We start from the raw sequence: 20,423 nt of genomic DNA on the forward strand, positions 1-20,423 counted from the left end.
ACGTTTATAAAGCAGACCAATTTAATCTCGTTTTTTCATAAACTGCAAGGCTGTCCTCATCAATTTCTTTCTTATATCGTTGAAATCAGGTCGAGACAGGCTTGATAAATAAGGATTTCCAAAACTTTCTAACGAAACAAGTCCAGTGACAATAATAAAAAAGGCGATGAAAAAACCATACAAGCCAAGAAATGAGGAAACGAATAAAACAAATAATCGTAATAATACAATATTATTTGAAATCGTTTGATTAATTAATATGTACCCTGAGATAACTGTAATTGAAATCACCACTAAACATGAAGGAGAGGTTAAGCCTGCACGAATAGCAGCATCACCAATAAATAAACCACCAAGAACAGCCACTGTTTGTCCAACAGGTTTAGGAAGACGGACGCCAGCCTCTTTAAATAATTCAAATAAAACAAGCATCAAAAATGTCTCAGTCGGGGCGGATAATGGGAGTCCTATGCGAGATGCAGAGATGGTTGCGACTAATGAAAAGGGTAACTGATCAATCTGATAAGAGATTAACGAAATATAAAATCTAGGTAAAAAAATAGTTGTAAGGAGCGCAATGAATCGGAATAGGCGAACAATCCTGATATAAAAAAAACTTTCATGCATGTCTTCAGGTGAAAATAACGTTTGATTAAAATTTGTCGGACCAATTAAACAGGTTGGATTCCCATCTATTAAAATAACAAATCTCCCTTGTGAAAGTGCTCGAACGGCAAAATCAGGTCTTCCTGAATGATCTACTAACGGAAAAAGAGAAAGAGTATGATCAAAAAGTCGTTTTTCAACCTCATAACTACTAATCAGGATGTCTACCTGTATGGATTCAAGTCGTTTTTTAACTTCCTCTAATACAGTAGGATTTATCAGATCATTCATATACTGCAAGACGATTTTTGTTTTTGTTTTTTCTCCGATGGAATATTCAACACTTTTTAGGGTGGATGTTTTTAATCTTTGACGGATTAATGCCATATTATCAGAAATATTTTCAACAAAACCGTCCCTGGGTCCCCTAATGGAGGATTCCAAATTGGATTCTTCAGGACTCCTTTTTGGAAATTTAGAAATAGGAATGAATAAGAGATCGTTTAAATCATGACTGTAAAGGATCAATTCGCCCGAGTACAGCTTTTCTTCGACTTTTTTCTTTCCATTCATTGTATCTTTTAGCTGGGTTACTTCAAGCACATCACTAAGTAAATCAAAGGATAAGAATTTATTTTTTTCCCACACATAATAAATAGCAGGGAAAATGAGTTCGTTGAGTTTAGTCATATCAACTAAATGTGGGCAATACATAAATGTTAACGTGAATTCTTGATACATTTTCTCACTGACAACAATATCCGATGTACCTTCAAACCAAACTTTTAAGTGGTTGATGATATCTTCAATTTTGTTAGTTTGTACTTCCTCCATGCTTTTCACCCACCGAACGTATCAATAGAAATGATAAAAGTAGAATACTGATTTGAATAAAAAGGGAATATGGGAAATAATAATCTTTTAAAAATATATAAAAGGAGTTTGCATCCCAAGGAATATATACACTTAGGAATAAGAGAAAATAAAGGATTGGAAGGATCCACATTTTTTTCTTTTTCTCATTTATCATCTTTGCGATAATAAACATCGATACGCTTATTCGAATAAATGCTCCGGAAAGCCACTGGAAAATCGAGAGAAAATCTAAACGTGTGACGCTATCACCTATTTTTAATAATCGCCACTCCTCATAAGCAGGGTTTCTCAATTTTGCTGCCTCATGTACTCCAAATTCTGTGATGGCTCCAGTCAATGGTCCAAGTATTAATAACACCAGCATGAAGCCAGTTGCGATCAGCCACTTCGCCTTGAGTTTATTTTTGATAAATGGCGTTAAAAACAATAGAAAAATGATATCAAATAAGCCAGAACATGCATACATGATGCCAGTAAGAAACGAGCTGTACCCATTCTCAAAGAGTGGGAATAGCAATTCATAATTCTTATTTGGAGAATTTCCTAATCCAACTAGTAATCCAAAAATCGATACAGTAGGAAATGTTAGAATGGAAATCGTACTTATCACGAGTAAACCCTTTGTCGTTGCATAATAGCAAACCAAACGCGATGATAATGATAAAATCGGGTGTATCAAGGGCATAGTTTCCCTTTGCCCATATATAGGTAAACTTCAATGTAATGATGGCTACAAGTAAAAAATACGAAATGAGTAAGAGTGCGAATAAATTATAAATCCATTTATTCGTGAATTTACTTCTAAGTAATAAATGAATCTCCTCTCGTTTCGTTATTTTTTTATAAAGATAAAAGACAAGTAGGATCCAGAAAAGGAAAGGAACCGCACTGAAAATGACACTTACCCAAGAATCCCTGTGAGAGGTTGATAAGAGTACGGGTATAATCAGAACATGTACCATAAAACCGGTAGACATTAACATCAGGATATATATATGAACTGCACGAATCAGCTTTCCATTCATTGGGAGCCACCTTGTACCTGTATTTCTACTAGGTAGGTTCTACCTTGGAGGAAAATTTTATACAAAATTAGCAAATTGTGTTAGTGTGTTATTCGGAATAATCAAATATCTGAATTGACAAACACTTCCTAATTCATGTAAGATGAAATTATTGTTACATACTACCAAATTTAATACGATTTTCTCTTATCAAGAGTCGGGGAAGGAACCTGGTCCGTTGATCCCGCAGCAACCGTTACGATGTCCGTAGCAAGGTGCTAATTCCAGCAAGCTAATGCTTGATAGATGAGTGTGGATGTCTAGATTGCCCCTTCCTCATCGGAAGGGGTTTTTGATTTACCACAGATAAAAACATAGAGAAGTCGTCTTTATTTGGTGAACAAATAGGGGAATGGAGAGATGATTGATGACGAGTTTGTACAAAAAAGAATATTTCGGAAGACTACCAGAACTAAATAAATATGCACCTAATGCATTTCAATCTTTCATAAAGTTTGATCAGCAAGCATTAGCTGCGGGTAAACTTTCCGTTAAACAGAAAGAACTAATTGCTGTGGCGGTTGCTCATATTACAGGTTGTCCATATTGCATCGACTTACATGTGGGGAATGCGAAAAAGAATGACTCTACGAAAGAAGAAGTAACAGAGGCTATTTTTGTTGCAACAGCACTAAAAGCAGGTTCTGCTTTAGCACACGGTGTTAACGCATTGAATGCGTATGATGGATCTGGCGATGAAGAACTATACAAAGCTGCTTATTTTGCTAGACTGAAAGAATTTGCAGATTTAAATGGTGAGGCATTTAAGGCATTTGTTGATTTTGACACGAAGTCTCTTAAAGCACAAAACTTAACGGAAAAGGATAAAGAGTTAATTGCTGTTGCATGTGCACACACAACTGGTTGCCCATATTGCATTGATATCCATACGAAAAATGCGAAAAAAGCGGGTGCAGACTTAGAAGAAATTTCAGAAGCGATTTTCGTTGCCGTTGCTCTGAAAGCTGGAGCGGCGTTGGCGCATAGTGTAAATGCACTGAATGCGTATGATGAAAAGTAATAATCATTGAATGATAGATTGGTCTTAAAATCGACAGGTGAATGCACTTGTCGATTTTTTATTTAGTTTGTTTCAATGAAGATTCCTCATTTGTCACTAATAAATCAATTTTTTTTGATTTAAGGATTGCTTTTTGATAAGAAATTCATTATGATTTAAATATCAAAAAAATTTGATAAAGGGTGAAATATATTGGAAACTGTTAAACCGACATTACAACGATATGAAAAAAAATTTAAAGCCCTTGCAGATCAAAAGAGATTAGAAATTATGTACGAGCTTAGTCAAAGGGGCCAAACATGTGTATGTGATTTAACGGAAGTCTTCGGGATCTCACAATCAAAATTATCGTATCATTTGAAAATATTAGTAGAAGCAAATTTAATTGAGAAAGAGACAAAGGGAACTTGGAGCTATTACGATATTAATGAGAATGAAGTAAATGGCTTATTATCTGAAGAACTATGCTGTATGTTTAGAAAAACAGGCAATCAAGCAACAAGTAATCGTTGTTGTTAATTTTTAATCTATAAATCAACTTTTTTTGATATAAGGACATAATGAGAGGGAGGCTTGTGTTATGAAGTACGTTCACGTAGGAATTAATGTAACCGATTTGGAAAGGTCAATCGAATTTTATCAAAAAGTTTTTGGAGTAAAGCCTGTAAAAACAAAAAATGATTATGCCAAATTTTTAGTAGACGAGACTAGGTTAAATTATACGTTAAACGTGAAGGATGAAGTAAAGGGTAATCAAGTAAACCATTTTGGTTTCCAGGTGGAAAACGCTGAAGAAGTGACGTTACATAAAGAGAGATTAGAAAAAGAGGGTTTCTTTGCTCGCGAAGAAATGAATACAACTTGTTGTTATGCTGTTCAGGATAAATTTTGGGTAACAGATCCTGATGGGAATGAATGGGAATTCTTTTATACAAAAGAAGAAACTGATATGAAACAGCTTAAAGGAGATACTTGTTGTGTAAGCTAAGTTATAATAGCCCTTTTCTTCAGTAGGAGAGGGTGCTTTGCTATTTATTGGGGGTTTATCAATTGTCAACAACATTGGTTTTAGCACTTATAATTTTTATTTTTACATTACTTTTCGTAATTTGGCAGCCAAAGGGATTAAATATCGGATGGACTGCCTGTGCTGGAGCGATTATCGCTCTTTTAGTAGGAGTCGTTGATATTCAAGATGTATTTGAAGTTATCGACATTACATGGAATGCCACATTATCGTTTGTGGCGATTATTCTTATTTCCTTAATTTTAGATCAAATTGGTCTGTTTGAGTGGGCCGCGTTACATATGGCAAGGTTTGCTAAGGGAAATGGTATCAATATGTTTATCTATGTAAGTTTATTAGGGGCCATTGTGGCAGCTTTATTTGCTAATGATGGTGCAGCGTTGATTTTAACGCCGATTGTTTTGGCGATGGTTCGAAATTTGAACTTCAAAGATCAAATGGTCTTTCCATTTATCATGGCTAGTGGCTTTATTGCTGACACGACTTCCTTGCCATTTGTCGTCAGTAACCTCGTGAATATTGTCTCAGCTGATTTCTTTGGAATTGGTTTTGTCGAATATGCTGTGAGAATGGTTATTCCGAACATTTTTTCACTTATCGCAACGATTGCCGTGTTACTTCTATATTTCAGAAAAAGTATTCCTAAAACATATGACCTATCAAAAGTAAGGAAACCTGAAGAAGCCATTCAGGACCAAACTTTGTTCAAGTTTTCTTGGTTTGTTTTATCGGTCTTACTCATTGGATACTTTACGAGTGAAATGATTCAACTTCCTGTTTCCATCATAGCGGGAGTGGTTGCCCTTCTCTTTATTTTACTAGCTAGAAGAAGTAAAGCTATCAATACAAAAGCAGCGATTAAGGGAGCACCATGGAATATTGTGTTTTTTTCAATTGGGATGTATGTGGTTGTGTATGGATTAGGAAATGCGGGACTCACTTCTGTATTAGCCACTCTCATTCAGTATGTGGCTGATGAAGGGTTGTTCATTGCAACAGTTTCTATGGGGTTTATCGCGGCAATTCTATCAGCGATTATGAATAATATGCCAACTGTCATGGTAGATGCGCTAGCCATTGGAGAAACAAATACATCGGGTGTTATACGAGAAGCACTCGTCTATGCGAATATCATTGGTTCTGATTTAGGACCTAAAATCACGCCAATTGGTTCACTTGCCACATTAGTTTGGCTGCATGTTCTTTCCCAAAAAGGGGTTACCATCTCATGGGGAAGGTATTTTAAGACAGGGGTTATCCTCACGATACCAATATTATTGATTACGTTAATAGGACTATACCTATCATTATTAGTTTTATAAAGGAGAATAACGATGACGAAAAAAATAATCTACTTTCTATGTACAGGAAATTCTTGTCGGAGCCAAATGGCAGAAGGATGGGCTAAAAAATACTTAAATCAAGAGGAATGGATTGTTAAAAGTGCTGGAATTGAAGCACATGGATTGAATCCTAATGCTGTAAAGGCAATGAAAGAAGTAGGAATTGACATAACAACTCAAACTTCGGATATCATTCATCCAGAAATATTAAATAACGCAACATTAGCCGTTACTCTATGTGGAGATGCGAAAGATAAATGTCCTGTTACGCCACCTGCAGTGAAACGTGAACACTGGGGATTCGAAGATCCTGCTAAAGCAGAAGGGACTGATGAAGAAAAGTGGGCAGTTTTCCAACGTGTTCGTGATGAAATTGGCGAGCGAATCAAACGTTTTGCTGAAACAGGCGAATAAGATCAGAACGGTTGACATGGAAATACGAAAATCCTATTGACAAAAATATGAAATAATTTTATACTTAAAGCAACTATTTTGTTAAACAAGGTAGTTGTTTTTTTACTACACTATCTTGTTTTACCAACTACCTACGAATCACAATTATTTTTTTAATCTACTATCTTGTATAACAAACTAGTGGAGGGAGTGTAATGATATGTCGATAAGAAGCCAATTGTTAAAAGGGATCTTAGATGGGTGTGTGTTAGCTGTAATTGAAAAGGAACCTGTCTACGGCTATGAGCTTTCACAAAAACTACTTAATATTGGTCTAGCAGATGTAAGTGAAGGTACCATCTACCCCATATTATTACGGCTTCAGAAAAATGGACTTATTCGAGGAGAGATGCGTCCTTCTGAGTCTGGACCGAATCGGAAATATTATTTTTTGACAGAAGAGGGTCATAAGGCATTAACGATTATTTCTGAAGAATGGGAGCAAATTTCTAAACCAGTGAGTGAATTACTGAAGGGGAGGTAAGAAGATGCTATCAGCAAAAAGTGAGCAATTTATTGACAATCTTAAAATGTATCTGATGATGTCGGGAAAAAATGAAAGAGAAATTACCGAATTGATTGAAGAGTTAACAGATCATCTCATGGAAGTTGAAAAAAGTGGAAGAAGCATCCACGATATTATTGACCAAACACCCGAACAATATATGGCTTCATTAAAACAGGAAATGACAACCGACTATAAAAGGATCGTGAAATTACTTCCTGTCTATTTTTTAGGGATTATTGCCTATTTTCTGATTGGGCCTGCAGTTAGAGGTGAGTTTCAGTTAAACATCATACAAGTCATTGGGTTACCGATTTTAGCTGTATTGGGTCTTGGGGTTTATGTGTACTTTTTACAAAATGCTGGTCGAAAACAATATTCAAAGAAAAAGTTTTTTCTTGGTGGTGTACTAGCTAGCATGATTGTCACAACTTTAGCCATTCTCATCATGCTAGTCAGTACGATATTTGTAGACCCGTTTTTTGTTGGGGGTACGACAGCAGATCTTGTTGTGGTTTTCATTTGCTCCAGTATTTTTATCGCGACGGCGATCTGGAGTAAATCCTGGGTTTCCATTTGGATACCTGTTTTTCTAATCATACCTGATGTGTGTACCCGTTTCACGAATTGGAGTATTGAAAGCATTCTTATAATCAGTATGACATCTTTTGTATTCATGTTTGTGGTTCTTATTCTAACCATTCTCATTACGGATAAAAAGAAGAAAAAAAGGTTGGCCTGAATAGAAAGATGTATAATAGAATAATATTGCACGACGACTTCTTTATTTACTTAGAAGTCGTTATTTTTTTTGTTATCTGGACAGTTACCCATAATGATAAGAAAATCTTAAGAATTACATGTAGTGTTTATTAAGATTTGATTGATATCATTTCCTTATCGTCATACTAAAGGGAGTGATCGACTTGAGAAACACCAAAGGCAGGAGTGGATTTTTATGAACATACTGGTTTGTGATGATGACCAAGCCATTGTCGATGCAATAGCTATTTATTTAGAGAATGAAGGCTATACGATTTTTAAAGCCTTTAATGGGATTGAAGCTATTGAGACGATAAAAAAACATGAAATCCATCTTATTATCATGGACATCATGATGCCAAAGATGGATGGGATAAAAGCAACAATGGAAATTAGGAAGGAAAATAATATTCCATTAATCATGCTTTCTGCTAAATCGGAGGATTATGATAAAATACTAGGCTTAAATTTGGGTGCAGATGATTATATGACGAAGCCTTTTAACCCTTTGGAACTGATTGCAAGGGTAAAATCCCAACTGAGAAGATATACAACTTTAGGGTCACTTGAAACGAAGAGCAGCGTTTATCAGTCAGGTGGACTCATCATTGATGATGAAAGTAAAACGGTCTCGGTTGATGGTGAAGATGTTCATCTAACCCCAGTTCAATATAAGATCGTTAGGCTCCTTACGGCGAATGCTGGGAAAGTATTCACAATCGAAGAGATTTATGAAAAGGTGTGGAATGAGCCATCTTTTAATCCCGAAAATACTGTATCTGTTCATATTCGAAAAATCAGAGAGAAGATCGAAATAAATCCGAAAGAACCGAAATATTTGAAGGTGGTGTGGGGAGTTGGATATAAAGTGGAAAAATTATAGTCATTCCACCCTAACGAAAATTATTATATTTATCATTGCGGTCTTATGTTTTACCGAAATGACCCGAGCGGTTGTGGAGGTAGAGGTTGTAAATGATGGAGAGTTTAGTCGTATTTCCGAAGAAAGTTACCTTGAGAGTAGGTCCTTTGTTTGGGAAAGTGAGAATCTTATCGAGGATCTCAGTATCCTATTAAGCAAATATAAGAACGAAGAACATATTTTAAGTGGGCAAACCATTCGTGATGAAGAATGGATAGAAGCAGAGGAAGAGATCTTTTATTCAAAATTTGTTGAGTCTCAAGGCTATAATCCTGAGCTAGGAAAAGAGAAAAACTTAGAGAATTTTAGAGAAGAATATGCAGATAAACTTACTGAAGTGAAAGAAAAGTTGATTAAAAAAGAGTTGAGAGAGTTTCATGCACTCGTACAGAAACTCGAAAATTATCAACCCTCGTTTTATGCAAGCGACGGTACGAATGTGTTTTCCAACACGTCCATGACGACGAAAGAACAATTTGCAGCCTTTCCAGCTCATATCGTCATTGAAGAGTACAAACGAAATATTTACCCAAGTGAATTTGAAAAAAATAAACATATCTATCGAATCACTGAAAATTTGGACGAAATAGACCCAGAAAACACAGTTATCTTTGTGGGATTTTCGGAATCATTTTTACAACAAAAAGCAGCAGTATGGCAAGAGGGTAAAGAAATTGCGTCTGAGAACTTATACCGATTATTAGGATTTTTAGCTGGATTTATTCTTTCCTTTATATATCTAGTACTTGTTGTGGGGCGAACGTCTTTCCATGATAAGGAGTTACATTTCCGTCCAGTTGAAAGATTGTATAATGACATCAACATCATCATGTTTACTTGTTTATTCCCTCTGTGGATGGTCTTAGTAGATGATGTGTTTGAAAACCTGGTGAACATGTTCATCGTTATCACGATTCCGCTTACCTCAATAGGACTATTTTTGATCCTTTTACTTGTAAAGCATCTGAAAAATAGAACGTTATTCAAACATACAGTGATCTACACACTTATTTCTAAAGTTGTAAGATTCTTTGGGAATGTGTATAAGAGCGGGAGCATTGGTGTCAAAACGGTACTAATTGTCATTGGCTATCCAATTTTAATCGCATTAACGTTTTTCATGTTCCCGATTACAATTGGACTCGCAGCTTGGTTTGCATATAAGAAGGTGAAAAACTTTCAGACTATCCAGCAAGGAATCGAAATTATTAAAGAGGGAAATCTTCACCATCGTATTGAGGTACAAGGTAATGGAGAATTCGCTAGACTTTCCGAAAATGTAAATAGCATTACAGATGGTTTGAAGAAAGCTGTTGATAGTGAATTAAAGAGTGAACGATTAAAAACGGAGCTTATTACAAATGTATCCCATGATATTCGGAATCCATTAACTTCGATAATCACCTATGTCGACCTATTGAAACATGAAAAGGACCAAGCCAAAACGGCTGAATATATCGAAGTCCTTGACCAAAAAGCATATAGATTGAAGATGTTAACGGATGATTTATTTGAAGCATCGAAAGCATCGAGCGGCAATATTCCAGTAGAATTTGACAAAATTGATATCGTGTCGTTACTAACTCAAGGACTTGGGGAAGTAAATGACAAAATTGAAACGATGGGATTAGACATGAAGCTGAATTATCCAGATGAGAAGGTGTATGTGACAGCTGATGGAAAATTATTGTGGAGATCCATCGAGAATGTCTTATCCAATATCTTTAAATATGCATTGGAACGCTCAAGAGTTTATATCGATATCGAAGATCTTGGCAATGAAATTCGTATCAGCTTTAAAAACATCTCCGCCTATGAGTTGAATATCTCGGCTGATGAATTAATGGAACGCTTTAAAAGAGGCGATGAATCCAGAACCAGTCCAGGCAGTGGTTTAGGACTTTCGATTGCGAAGAACCTGATTGAGCTTCAAAAAGGCTCATTTACGATTCATGTGGACGGAGACTTATTCAAGGCGATGATAACTCTACCAAAGCATCGAACAGAGAATGAAGAAAGTGGTATTTGAAAAAAGGAATAGGATAGGACGAAAATACCTATTCCTTCAATTAGAACAAACATGTCTGTACAAAAAACTGTACGAGTGGAACGAAGAAAATAGAGCATTTCTCATAAGTAGGAATGCTTTTTTATTTGAGGTTTTGTAGATATTTAATAATAATTTATTAGTATTTATTAAAAATTTATTGATTCACAATAAAAATTTACTTATAATCAGCTTTGTAAAATAGCGTACCTTACTATATGAATAGGCTACATTTAGTCGCAAGAAAGGGGAGAGGAATGTAGTGAAAACGAAGTGTACGAACAAAAAAACGGTATATGTTTTATTGACGGATACAGGAACATTATTTACAAAAATGATAAGGTGCTTTACAAATGCACCTTACAATCATGTATCCATCGTTTTTGATGAAGAGCTTAATGAAATCTATAGCTTCGGGCGAAAACACCCGAAGAATCCACTTTTTGCAGGCTTTATACGAGAAGATATCTATTTCGGAACATACCGATATTTTCATAATACGAGATGCTTATTAGTAAAACTTGATGTTACAAACAAGGAATTTATTCGGATGAGAAAAGTGATCCAAAGATTCACTCATAAAAAAGAACTATATTCTTATAACTTACTAGGACTCATTGGTGTAGTCGTACAGCGCCCAATTCGTCCACGAAACAAATATTTTTGTTCACAATTTGTTGCAGAAGTTTTCGAGAAAAGTGGCGTCCAACTATGGGAACTTCCTTCTGCACTAGTCACACCAAATGATTTCCTAGAGCATCCACGATTTGAATCAGTGTATGAAGGGAAATTATATGACTATCCTTTATTAAATCAAGACTTGCTCTCAATTCTTCCTTTACATCATATGAAATTACAGAAAGTTCCCTATGAACGTACCCAATTAAGGAAAAGAGAAGTAATGAAAGAAGTGATTTAGGATTTATTAGTTGAAACTGTAAAAGAAAAAATGAATTGACATATCATAGAATGCAAAGGGGGATATCGAAGGATGTCCTTTTTTTGGTTTCTTTTTTAGGTTTGAAAGGATGTTTTAATATAATCTCCTATAAGATAAAAAATGGTGACAGCAACATAGAATAGAAGTCAATGGAACTATTTTTTTGGCAGAACTACTGAAGTCAGGTAATATAAAACTAGAGAAAGTCGGAGTAAAATGGAGTGTAGCTTTTTTTCTGCACTTTGTGATGTAAATACGGGAAACTAATTTGAAAAATTGTTGTACCCAACTTTACTCAGAATCCCCCTCTGTTAGAATAGATGTCGTAGGGAACTTTAGTGTATAGTTTAAATAAATACACGGAGGTTGATCGACATGAAAAATAATAATGGCAAACGATATTCTAATGAAGAAAAAGCTGCAATCGTTAAGAGAATGATGCCCCCTAATAATGAATCTGTAGGCCGATTAAGTGATGAGTTGGGTATTACTGAACCTACACTTTACAAGTGGAGAAAGGAAGCAAGATTAGCTGGAAATCCCACACCTGGAGACGGTCAAAATTCTGAACAATGGAGCAGTGAAGATAAGTTTCTGGTTGTGATGGAAACATATTCACTGAATGGTGCAGAGTTAGCGGAGTATTGTAGAAAAAAGGGTCTTTATAAAGAACAAATTGAAGCATGGCGTGATACTTGCCTTAACGCAAATGGCAAGCAATCTAATCAAACAAAGCAATTGAATCAAGAATTAAAAGAGGAGAAAAAACGAGCAAAAACATTAGAAAATGATTTGCATAAAAAAGAGAAAGCGTTGGCAGAGGCTGCAGCTTTATTATTATTAAGAAAAAAGGCCCAAGCGATCTGGGGGGACCAAGAGGACGAATGATCAGCCCGTCAGATCGCGCACTAGCAGTTGAACTCATCCAAGAAGCTAATCAGAATGGTGCGCGATTAGCCCTTGCGTGCAAAGAATTGAACATAAGTGTACGCACCTATGAACGCTGGGTTTCAGGGGGAGGAATTAAAGAGGATCAACGCCCCCATGCGATACGACCGGAACCAAAAAACAAGCTAACGAAAGAAGAGAAAGAAAAGATTGTAGAAGTTGTTAAGCAGGAAGAATTCGCTGATTTACCTCCTACTCAAATTGTGCCGAAGTTGGCTTACCAAAGCGTTTATATTGCCTCTGAATCTAGTTTTTATCGTGTGCTACGTGAACAAAAGATGCAAAACCATAGAGGAAGAGGTAAAAAGCCGGAACGGAGAATTCCAGAAAGCCATCTAGCTAAAGAACCTAATCAAGTTTGGACCTGGGATATTACCTGGTTAAAGGGGCCAGTAAAGGGTTTGTATTACAGGCTCTATATGATAATAGATTTATTTAGTAGAAAGATAGTTGGTTGGGAGATTTGGGAATCAGAGGAAGCTAAGTATGCGGAGGAATTGATAAAGAGAGCCGTGCTTAGTGAAAAAATTCAAGGGAAGCCTCTTGTCCTTCATTCTGATAATGGAAGCCCAATGAAGGCAGCAACTTTTCAGGTTTTACTTGAAAAATTAGGAATCCAAAGTTCGTATTCAAGGCCACGTGTAAGTAATGATAATCCTTATTCCGAAGCAACGTTTAGGACATTAAAATATCGCCCTGAATACCCATACAACGGTTTTGAAACAAAAGAAATAGCACGAGAATGGGCGCTTAAATTTGTCCATTGGTACAACTGTATCCACCTACACAGCGGAATAAACTTTGTGACTCCAGAACAGTGCCATACAGGGGTCTATATAGATGTGCTCAATAAACGAAAGGAAGTGTATGAACAAGCGAAACAACAGCATCCAGAACGTTGGTCACGTTCGACGAGAAATTGGGATCCGCATAAATCAGTAGCATTAAATCCAATGAAGGAAGAACGCGAAAGTTGAAGTATAAAATTTATCCTCAACTCAAAATTGCCCCTTTGCCCTTCTCAAAAAAGAACAGAATGTATTCTGTATTTTTTTGAGAAGGCCACCAAGCGAAGCGCGGTAGATAATGAATTAATTATATACACTAGTAAACAAGGAAAATACGACAATTATCTTGACAAACACCGGAATCTAGAAAACTAACCTTTAAATAGGAAAGAATAAAGTCATAGTGGAGGCAATCTATATGAGTGAATTGAATACACTATTTCGTAAAAGAATCGGTATTCCAGAACATGAGAAGTTGACGTTTGAATCGCTTGATGACATTCTCGAAAAAACGGCGAATACCATTCCTTTTGAAAATCTATGTATTATCGAAAAGAGAACGAACGATATCAATAAAGAAAACCTAACAAAGAAAATCTTAGTCAAACATGAAGGTGGTCTTTGCTATGAATTAAATACCCTTTTATATTATTTTCTAGTTGATAATGGGTTTAACGTGGTTATGACCCGTGGTATTACTTATAATCACATGAATCAAGAATTTTCTAGAGCTGGGCGAACGCATGTGACGATTCTTGCAACTCATGAGGAGCGAACATATTTAGTGGATACAGGATTCGGAGGAAATTTGCCATTAAAACCTGTACCTTTAACAGGAGAAACTGTAACTTCAAATAATGGAGAGTTTCGAATAAAAAAAGTAAATACTGAACATGGAGATTATATTCTGGAAATAAAACTAAGACATAAAGATGCGGATTTTAAAACAGGATTTGCTTTTGATAGCAAGCAGATAGTGTCAGATATGTCTGAGGTCAATGACGTTCAGAAAATCATCGTTGAGCACGAAGGCTCTCCATTCAACAAACATCCCTTAGTCACACGACTTACACCCAAAGGAAATGTTACCTTAACAGACACGTCCTTTACACAATGGATTGATGGCATCGTCACAAAAGAGGAAATAGATAAGACCAGGTTTCAAGAACTATTGGAAGAGCATTTCGGGAAGTAAATTGAATAATTAAAGAGCTTGCACTTCCATAAACTGCGAGCTCTTATTAAGTATTTTTTTATCGTGTTCTTTTGTAATAATGAGTGAAATCTTACTTTGGCATTTAAAGATTTAACTAAAAAAGACATCAGGAACATAGTAGTAAATAATATAGTAGAAACATGCATTTTGTAGGTTCAGCAAGAGACGTAAATCATGATGATTACTTTTTAAGTCAAAAATTTTACCAAAACTTGTTATTGATTAATAAGTACTGGAATGATATTATAATTCATGTCGCTTCGAAACAACGAAGTGTTGAAAAAGAAATGTTGATATGATTTTATTATTATGTTAATATAATTTAGCGGTCGGGATGAAATATTAAAAACACTTTATATGAATTTACGACTAAAAAGTTCTTTGAAAACTGAACACAATACAAGCGTCAACGTTAATTCTAAGTAACAAAACTTATTGAGCAATCAATACTCTATTGGAGAGTTTGATCCTGGCTCAGGATGAACGCTGGCGGCGTGCCTAATACATGCAAGTCGAGCGAATCTAAGGGAGCTTGCTCCCGAAGATTAGCGGCGGACGGGTGAGTAACACGTGGGCAACCTACCTGTAAGACTGGGATAACTTCGGGAAACCGGAGCTAATACCGGATAACATATGAGTCCACATGGTCTCATATTAAAAGATGGCTTCTCGCTATCACTTATGGATGGGCCCGCGGCGCATTAGCTAGTTGGTGAGGTAACGGCTCACCAAGGCAACGATGCGTAGCCGACCTGAGAGGGTGATCGGCCACACTGGGACTGAGACACGGCCCAGACTCCTACGGGAGGCAGCAGTAGGGAATCTTCCGCAATGGACGAAAGTCTGACGGAGCAACGCCGCGTGAGCGAAGAAGGTCTTCGGATCGTAAAGCTCTGTTGTTAGGGAAGAACAAGTATCGTTCGAATAGGGCGGTACCTTGACGGTACCTAACCAGAAAGCCACGGCTAACTACGTGCCAGCAGCCGCGGTAATACGTAGGTGGCAAGCGTTATCCGGAATTATTGGGCGTAAAGCGCGCGCAGGCGGTCCTTTAAGTCTGATGTGAAAGCCCACGGCTCAACCGTGGAGGGTCATTGGAAACTGGGGGACTTGAGTGCAGAAGAGGAGAGCGGAATTCCACGTGTAGCGGTGAAATGCGTAGAGATGTGGAGGAACACCAGTGGCGAAGGCGGCTCTCTGGTCTGTAACTGACGCTGAGGCGCGAAAGCGTGGGGAGCGAACAGGATTAGATACCCTGGTAGTCCACGCCGTAAACGATGAGTGCTAAGTGTTAGAGGGTTTCCGCCCTTTAGTGCTGAAGTCAACGCATTAAGCACTCCGCCTGGGGAGTACGGTCGCAAGACTGAAACTCAAAGGAATTGACGGGGGCCCGCACAAGCGGTGGAGCATGTGGTTTAATTCGAAGCAACGCGAAGAACCTTACCAGGTCTTGACATCCTCTGACACTCCTAGAGATAGGACGTTCCCTTCGGGGACAGAGTGACAGGTGGTGCATGGTTGTCGTCAGCTCGTGTCGTGAGATGTTGGGTTAAGTCCCGCAACGAGCGCAACCCTTGATCTTAGTTGCCAGCATTCAGTTGGGCACTCTAAGGTGACTGCCGGTGACAAACCGGAGGAAGGTGGGGATGACGTCAAATCATCATGCCCCTTATGACCTGGGCTACACACGTGCTACAATGGATGGTACAAAGGGCAGCGAAACCGCGAGGTTAAGCCAATCCCATAAAACCATTCTCAGTTCGGATTGCAGGCTGCAACTCGCCTGCATGAAGCCGGAATCGCTAGTAATCGCGGATCAGCATGCCGCGGTGAATACGTTCCCGGGCCTTGTACACACCGCCCGTCACACCACGAGAGTTTGTAACACCCGAAGTCGGTGGGGTAACCGTAAGGAGCCAGCCGCCTAAGGTGGGACAGATGATTGGGGTGAAGTCGTAACAAGGTAGCCGTATCGGAAGGTGCGGCTGGATCACCTCCTTTCTAAGGAAAAAGTCGAAAAGCGAAGGTGACTGTTCAGCTTCGAAAAGTGCTGGAATTTCTGAAGGAAAAGTCAGTAGACTTTGACAGAAGAAGTGAAGCAATCTCGAGAGGCTAGGAACCGTAGCTAGACAATAGAAGTTCTACGAACTTCATAAAAAAGACGTTTTGTATTGTGGTCAGTTTTGAGAGTGCTTTTTGTACTTTCAAAGGTCGATTTTTGCCTTTCGCAAAAATCAATTGTGCTTGCGTCTGCAATATTAGTCAATGATGATTAATTCCTCAGCGCAAAGCTACATGAAGACTATTCACTGATGTAAATCACGATGTGATTGATGTCAGTAACTTCGTTCTTTGAAAACTAGATAACGTAACAAAACATTCATTGAAGTAAGTTCTTTAAAACTTATAGGCGCATGAGAAGCGAAAAGTTCGAGGAACTGATGGAGGAAGCACCGGAGCGTATTTAACGGTACGAGAGGATGCTGACGAGAGCAGTGACGAAGAAATTTGAAGCTTATCGAAGCCGAACAGGTTAAGTTATAAAGGGCGCACGGTGGATGCCTAGGCACTAGGAGCCGATGAAGGACGGTACTAACACCGATATGCTTCGGGGAGCTGTAAGTAAGCATTGATCCGAAGATTTCCGAATGGGGAAACCCACTGCTCGTAATGGGGCAGTATCCTTACCTGAATCCATAGGGTAAGCGAAGGTAGACCTGGGGAACTGAAACATCTAAGTACCCAGAGGAAGAGAAAGCAAACGCGATTTCCTGAGTAGCGGCGAGCGAAACGGAAGATAGCCCAAACCAAGAGGCTTGCCTCTTGGGGTTGTAGGACACTCTATACGGAGTTACAAAAGAGCGAAGTAGACGAAGCGACCTGGAAAGGTCCGTCAGAGAAGGTAACAACCCTGTAGTCGAAACTTCGTTCTCTCTTGAGTGGATCCTGAGTACGGCGGGACACGTGAAATCCCGTCGGAAGCTGGGAGGACCATCTCCCAAGGCTAAATACTCCCTAGTGACCGATAGTGAACCAGTACCGTGAGGGAAAGGTGAAAAGCACCCCGGGAGGGGAGTGAAATAGAACCTGAAACCGTGTGCCTACAAGTAGTCAAAGCATATTTATGTGTGATGGCGTGCCTTTTGTAGAATGAACCGGCGAGTTACGATTACGTGCAAGGTTAAGTCGAAGAGACGGAGCCGTAGCGAAAGCGAGTCTGAATAGGGCGAATGAGTACGTGGTCGTAGACCCGAAACCAGGTGATCTACCCATGTCCAGGGTGAAGTTCAGGTAACACTGAATGGAGGCCCGAACCCACGTACGTTGAAAAGTGCGGGGATGAGGTGTGGGTAGCGGAGAAATTCCAATCGAACTTGGAGATAGCTGGTTCTCTCCGAAATAGCTTTAGGGCTAGCCTCGAGTATAGAGTCTTGGAGGTAGAGCACTGATTGGACTAGGGGCCCTCATCGGGTTACCGAATTCAGTCAAACTCCGAATGCCAAAGACTTGATTCTCGGGAGTCAGACTGCGAGTGATAAGATCCGTAGTCAAGAGGGAAACAGCCCAGACCACCAGCTAAGGTCCCAAAGTATACGTTAAGTGGAAAAGGATGTGGAGTTGCTTAGACAACCAGGATGTTGGCTTAGAAGCAGCCACCATTTAAAGAGTGCGTAATAGCTCACTGGTCGAGTGACTCTGCGCCGAAAATGTACCGGGGCTAAACGTATCACCGAAGCTGTGGATTGTTCTTACGAACAATGGTAGGAGAGCGTTCTAAGTGCAGCGAAGTCAGACCGTGAGGACTGGTGGAGCGCTTAGAAGTGAGAATGCCGGTATGAGTAGCGAAAGAGGGGTGAGAATCCCCTCCACCGAATGCCTAAGGTTTCCTGAGGAAGGCTCGTCCGCTCAGGGTTAGTCGGGACCTAAGCCGAGGCTGAAAAGCGTAGGCGATGGACAACAGGTTGATATTCCTGTACCACCTCTTTACCGTTTGAGCAATGGAGGGACGCAGGAGGATAGGGTAAGCGCACTGTTGGATATGTGCGTCCAAGCAGTTAGACTGGTAAGTAGGCAAATCCGCTTACCGTAAGGTTGAGCTGTGATGGCGAGGGAAATATAGTACCGAAGTTCCTGATTCCACACTGCCAAGAAAAGCTTCTAGCGATGGTAAATGGTGCCCGTACCGCAAACCGACACAGGTAGGCGAGGAGAGAATCCTAAGGTGATCGAGAGAACTCTCGTTAAGGAACTCGGCAAAATGACCCCGTAACTTCGGGAGAAGGGGTGCTTTTTAGGGTGCATAGCCCTGAAAAGCCGCAGTGAATAGGCCCAGGCGACTGTTTAGCAAAAACACAGGTCTCTGCGAAGCCGCAAGGCGAAGTATAGGGGCTGACACCTGCCCGGTGCTGGAAGGTTAAGAGGAGGGGTTAGCGCAAGCGAAGCTCTGAATCGAAGCCCCAGTAAACGGCGGCCGTAACTATAACGGTCCTAAGGTAGCGAAATTCCTTGTCAGGTAAGTTCTGACCCGCACGAAAGGTGTAACGATCTGGGCACTGTCTCAACGAGAGACTCGGTGAAATTATAGTACCTGTGAAGATGCAGGTTACCCGCGACAGGACGGAAAGACCCCGTGGAGCTTTACTGCAACCTGATATTGAATTTTGGTACAGCTTGTACAGGATAGGTAGGAGCCTTGGAAGCCGGAGCGCTAGCTTCGGTGGAGGCGTCGGTGGGATACTACCCTGGCTGTATTGAAATTCTAACCCGAAGGCCTTATCGGCCTTGGAGACAGTGTCAGGTGGGCAGTTTGACTGGGGCGGTCGCCTCCTAAAGAGTAACGGAGGCGCCCAAAGGTTCCCTCAGAATGGTTGGAAATCATTCGTAGAGTGTAAAGGCACAAGGGAGCTTGACTGCGAGACTTACAAGTCGAGCAGGGACGAAAGTCGGGCTTAGTGATCCGGTGGTTCCGCATGGAAGGGCCATCGCTCAACGGATAAAAGCTACCCCGGGGATAACAGGCTTATCTCCCCCAAGAGTCCACATCGACGGGGAGGTTTGGCACCTCGATGTCGGCTCATCGCATCCTGGGGCTGTAGTCGGTCCCAAGGGTTGGGCTGTTCGCCCATTAAAGCGGTACGCGAGCTGGGTTCAGAACGTCGTGAGACAGTTCGGTCCCTATCCGTCGTGGGCGTAGGAAATTTGAGAGGAGCTGTCCTTAGTACGAGAGGACCGGGATGGACACACCGCTGGTGTACCAGTTGTCCTGCCAAGGGCATAGCTGGGTAGCTATGTGTGGAAGGGATAAGTGCTGAAAGCATCTAAGCATGAAGCCCCCCTCAAGATGAGATTTCCCATAGTGTTAAACTAGTAAGATCCCTCGAAGATGACGAGGTTGATAGGTCAGAGGTGGAAGCATGGTGACATGTGCAGCTGACTGATACTAATCGATCGAGGACTTAACCAAATAGAATTGCGAAGGCGACTGTATAGGAGCCGTAGCAAGACATAAATGAATGTGCATACGTTATCTAGTTTTGAAGGAATGAATCCTTCTTATAGTTTAGTGACGATAGCGAAGAGGTCACACCCGTTCCCATACCGAACACGGAAGTTAAGCTCTTCAGCGCCGATGGTAGTTGGGGCATTGCCCCTGTGAGAGTAGGACGTCGCTAAGCAACTAAAAGATCAACCGATAGGGTTGGTCTTTTTTTGTGTTTGACTCTTTTTGTAAAGGTTGATATTTCATAGCTTTATTAATGTTAATACTCTATATATTTACTGATACAAATAGAAATTTTATATTTACTGGTAGAACAATTGGAATCTTGTATAGAACTAGAAAAAATAATAACAAGCCTACTTAAACAAATTCCTGCTTTTTGGGACTTTTTTTGAAATCATTCTA

12 protein-coding genes, 3 rRNA genes, 2 pseudogenes and 1 riboswitch are annotated in these 20,423 nt (G+C 39.6%); of the genes and pseudogenes, 15 read left to right on the forward strand and 2 right to left on the reverse strand.

Annotation, left to right across the window (positions count from 1 at the left end; all coding sequences use genetic code 11):
- Positions 1 to 21: 21 nt before the first annotated feature.
- On the reverse strand, positions 22 to 1,440 hold the full coding sequence (locus tag ACWPVE_RS18095; RefSeq protein WP_453995793.1) for a spore germination protein: 1,419 nt from the start codon (positions 1,438 to 1,440) through the stop codon (positions 22 to 24).
- Positions 1,421 to 2,507, reverse strand: a pseudogene (locus tag ACWPVE_RS18100) (endospore germination permease). The gene ACWPVE_RS18095 and the pseudogene ACWPVE_RS18100 overlap by 20 nt, the downstream one beginning before the upstream one ends.
- A 183-nt stretch (positions 2,508 to 2,690) precedes the next feature.
- A riboswitch (SAM riboswitch) is annotated at positions 2,691 to 2,799 on the forward strand.
- Positions 2,800 to 2,913: 114 nt separating this feature from the next.
- Between ACWPVE_RS18100 and ACWPVE_RS18105 the strand changes: the two are divergent.
- The 15 genes and pseudogenes from ACWPVE_RS18105 to rrf all read left to right on the forward strand — a co-directional run bounded on the left by ACWPVE_RS18105 (position 2,914) and on the right by rrf (position 20,193).
- A complete protein-coding gene (locus ACWPVE_RS18105; protein ID WP_453995795.1) occupies positions 2,914 to 3,567 on the forward strand; it encodes a carboxymuconolactone decarboxylase family protein in 654 nt (217 codons plus the stop codon).
- A gap of 189 nt (positions 3,568 to 3,756) precedes the next feature.
- On the forward strand, positions 3,757 to 4,086 hold the full coding sequence (locus ACWPVE_RS18110; protein ID WP_453997623.1) for an ArsR/SmtB family transcription factor: 330 nt from the start codon (positions 3,757 to 3,759) through the stop codon (positions 4,084 to 4,086).
- Between the two features lie 61 nt (positions 4,087 to 4,147).
- Positions 4,148 to 4,555 (forward strand): ArsI/CadI family heavy metal resistance metalloenzyme, encoded by a 408-nt coding sequence (locus tag ACWPVE_RS18115; RefSeq protein ID WP_453995797.1) that lies wholly within the window; start codon positions 4,148 to 4,150, stop codon positions 4,553 to 4,555.
- 62 nt (positions 4,556 to 4,617) lie between these two features.
- A complete protein-coding gene (locus ACWPVE_RS18120; RefSeq protein WP_453995799.1) occupies positions 4,618 to 5,916 on the forward strand; it encodes an arsenic transporter in 1,299 nt (432 codons plus the stop codon).
- Positions 5,917 to 5,928: 12 nt separating this feature from the next.
- Complete coding sequence (gene arsC, locus ACWPVE_RS18125) at positions 5,929 to 6,351, forward strand: arsenate reductase (thioredoxin) (protein WP_453995801.1); 423 nt, start codon at positions 5,929 to 5,931, stop codon at positions 6,349 to 6,351.
- Between the two features lie 199 nt (positions 6,352 to 6,550).
- Complete coding sequence (locus ACWPVE_RS18130) at positions 6,551 to 6,874, forward strand: PadR family transcriptional regulator (RefSeq protein WP_453995803.1); 324 nt, start codon at positions 6,551 to 6,553, stop codon at positions 6,872 to 6,874.
- Positions 6,875 to 6,878: 4 nt separating this feature from the next.
- Positions 6,879 to 7,637, forward strand: a complete 759-nt coding sequence (locus ACWPVE_RS18135) for an HAAS domain-containing protein (protein WP_453995805.1) — start codon at positions 6,879 to 6,881, stop codon at positions 7,635 to 7,637.
- Positions 7,638 to 7,853: 216 nt separating this feature from the next.
- On the forward strand, positions 7,854 to 8,540 hold the full coding sequence (locus ACWPVE_RS18140; RefSeq protein WP_453995807.1) for a response regulator transcription factor: 687 nt from the start codon (positions 7,854 to 7,856) through the stop codon (positions 8,538 to 8,540).
- A complete protein-coding gene (locus ACWPVE_RS18145; protein ID WP_453995809.1) occupies positions 8,515 to 10,608 on the forward strand; it encodes a histidine kinase dimerization/phospho-acceptor domain-containing protein in 2,094 nt (697 codons plus the stop codon). Before ACWPVE_RS18140 ends, ACWPVE_RS18145 begins: the two co-directional genes overlap by 26 nt.
- A gap of 280 nt (positions 10,609 to 10,888) precedes the next feature.
- Complete coding sequence (locus ACWPVE_RS18150) at positions 10,889 to 11,545, forward strand: hypothetical protein (protein ID WP_453995811.1); 657 nt, start codon at positions 10,889 to 10,891, stop codon at positions 11,543 to 11,545.
- Positions 11,546 to 11,941: 396 nt separating this feature from the next.
- Positions 11,942 to 13,491, forward strand: a pseudogene (locus ACWPVE_RS18155) (IS3 family transposase).
- A 229-nt stretch (positions 13,492 to 13,720) separates the two neighbouring features.
- Positions 13,721 to 14,497 (forward strand): arylamine N-acetyltransferase family protein, encoded by a 777-nt coding sequence (locus ACWPVE_RS18160; protein ID WP_453995813.1) that lies wholly within the window; start codon positions 13,721 to 13,723, stop codon positions 14,495 to 14,497.
- A gap of 472 nt (positions 14,498 to 14,969) precedes the next feature.
- Positions 14,970 to 16,519: ribosomal RNA gene (locus ACWPVE_RS18165) — 16S ribosomal RNA — on the forward strand.
- Positions 16,520 to 17,049: 530 nt separating this feature from the next.
- Positions 17,050 to 19,982: ribosomal RNA gene (locus tag ACWPVE_RS18170) — 23S ribosomal RNA — on the forward strand.
- Positions 19,983 to 20,077: 95 nt separating this feature from the next.
- A 5S ribosomal RNA gene (gene rrf / locus ACWPVE_RS18175) occupies positions 20,078 to 20,193 on the forward strand.
- Together the 16S, 23S and 5S rRNA genes form the textbook arrangement of a ribosomal RNA operon.
- Positions 20,194 to 20,423 lie beyond the last annotated feature (230 nt).

The sequence above is a fragment of the Bacillus nitroreducens genome, from assembly GCF_964021195.1.

What these genes read in the sequence shown, in the direction of transcription:
- ACWPVE_RS18095 (WP_453995793.1), bottom strand. Translation starts at nt 1,440, where the DNA reads ATGGAGGAAGTACAAACTAACAAAATTGAAGATATCATCAACCACTTA.
- ACWPVE_RS18105 (WP_453995795.1), top strand. Translation starts at nt 2,914, where the DNA reads ATGACGAGTTTGTACAAAAAAGAATATTTCGGAAGACTACCAGAACTA.
- ACWPVE_RS18115 (WP_453995797.1), top strand. Translation starts at nt 4,148, where the DNA reads ATGAAGTACGTTCACGTAGGAATTAATGTAACCGATTTGGAAAGGTCA.
- arsC (WP_453995801.1), top strand. Translation starts at nt 5,929, where the DNA reads ATGACGAAAAAAATAATCTACTTTCTATGTACAGGAAATTCTTGTCGG.
- ACWPVE_RS18130 (WP_453995803.1), top strand. Translation starts at nt 6,551, where the DNA reads ATGTCGATAAGAAGCCAATTGTTAAAAGGGATCTTAGATGGGTGTGTG.
- ACWPVE_RS18135 (WP_453995805.1), top strand. Translation starts at nt 6,879, where the DNA reads ATGCTATCAGCAAAAAGTGAGCAATTTATTGACAATCTTAAAATGTAT.
- ACWPVE_RS18140 (WP_453995807.1), top strand. Translation starts at nt 7,854, where the DNA reads ATGAACATACTGGTTTGTGATGATGACCAAGCCATTGTCGATGCAATA.
- ACWPVE_RS18160 (WP_453995813.1), top strand. Translation starts at nt 13,721, where the DNA reads ATGAGTGAATTGAATACACTATTTCGTAAAAGAATCGGTATTCCAGAA.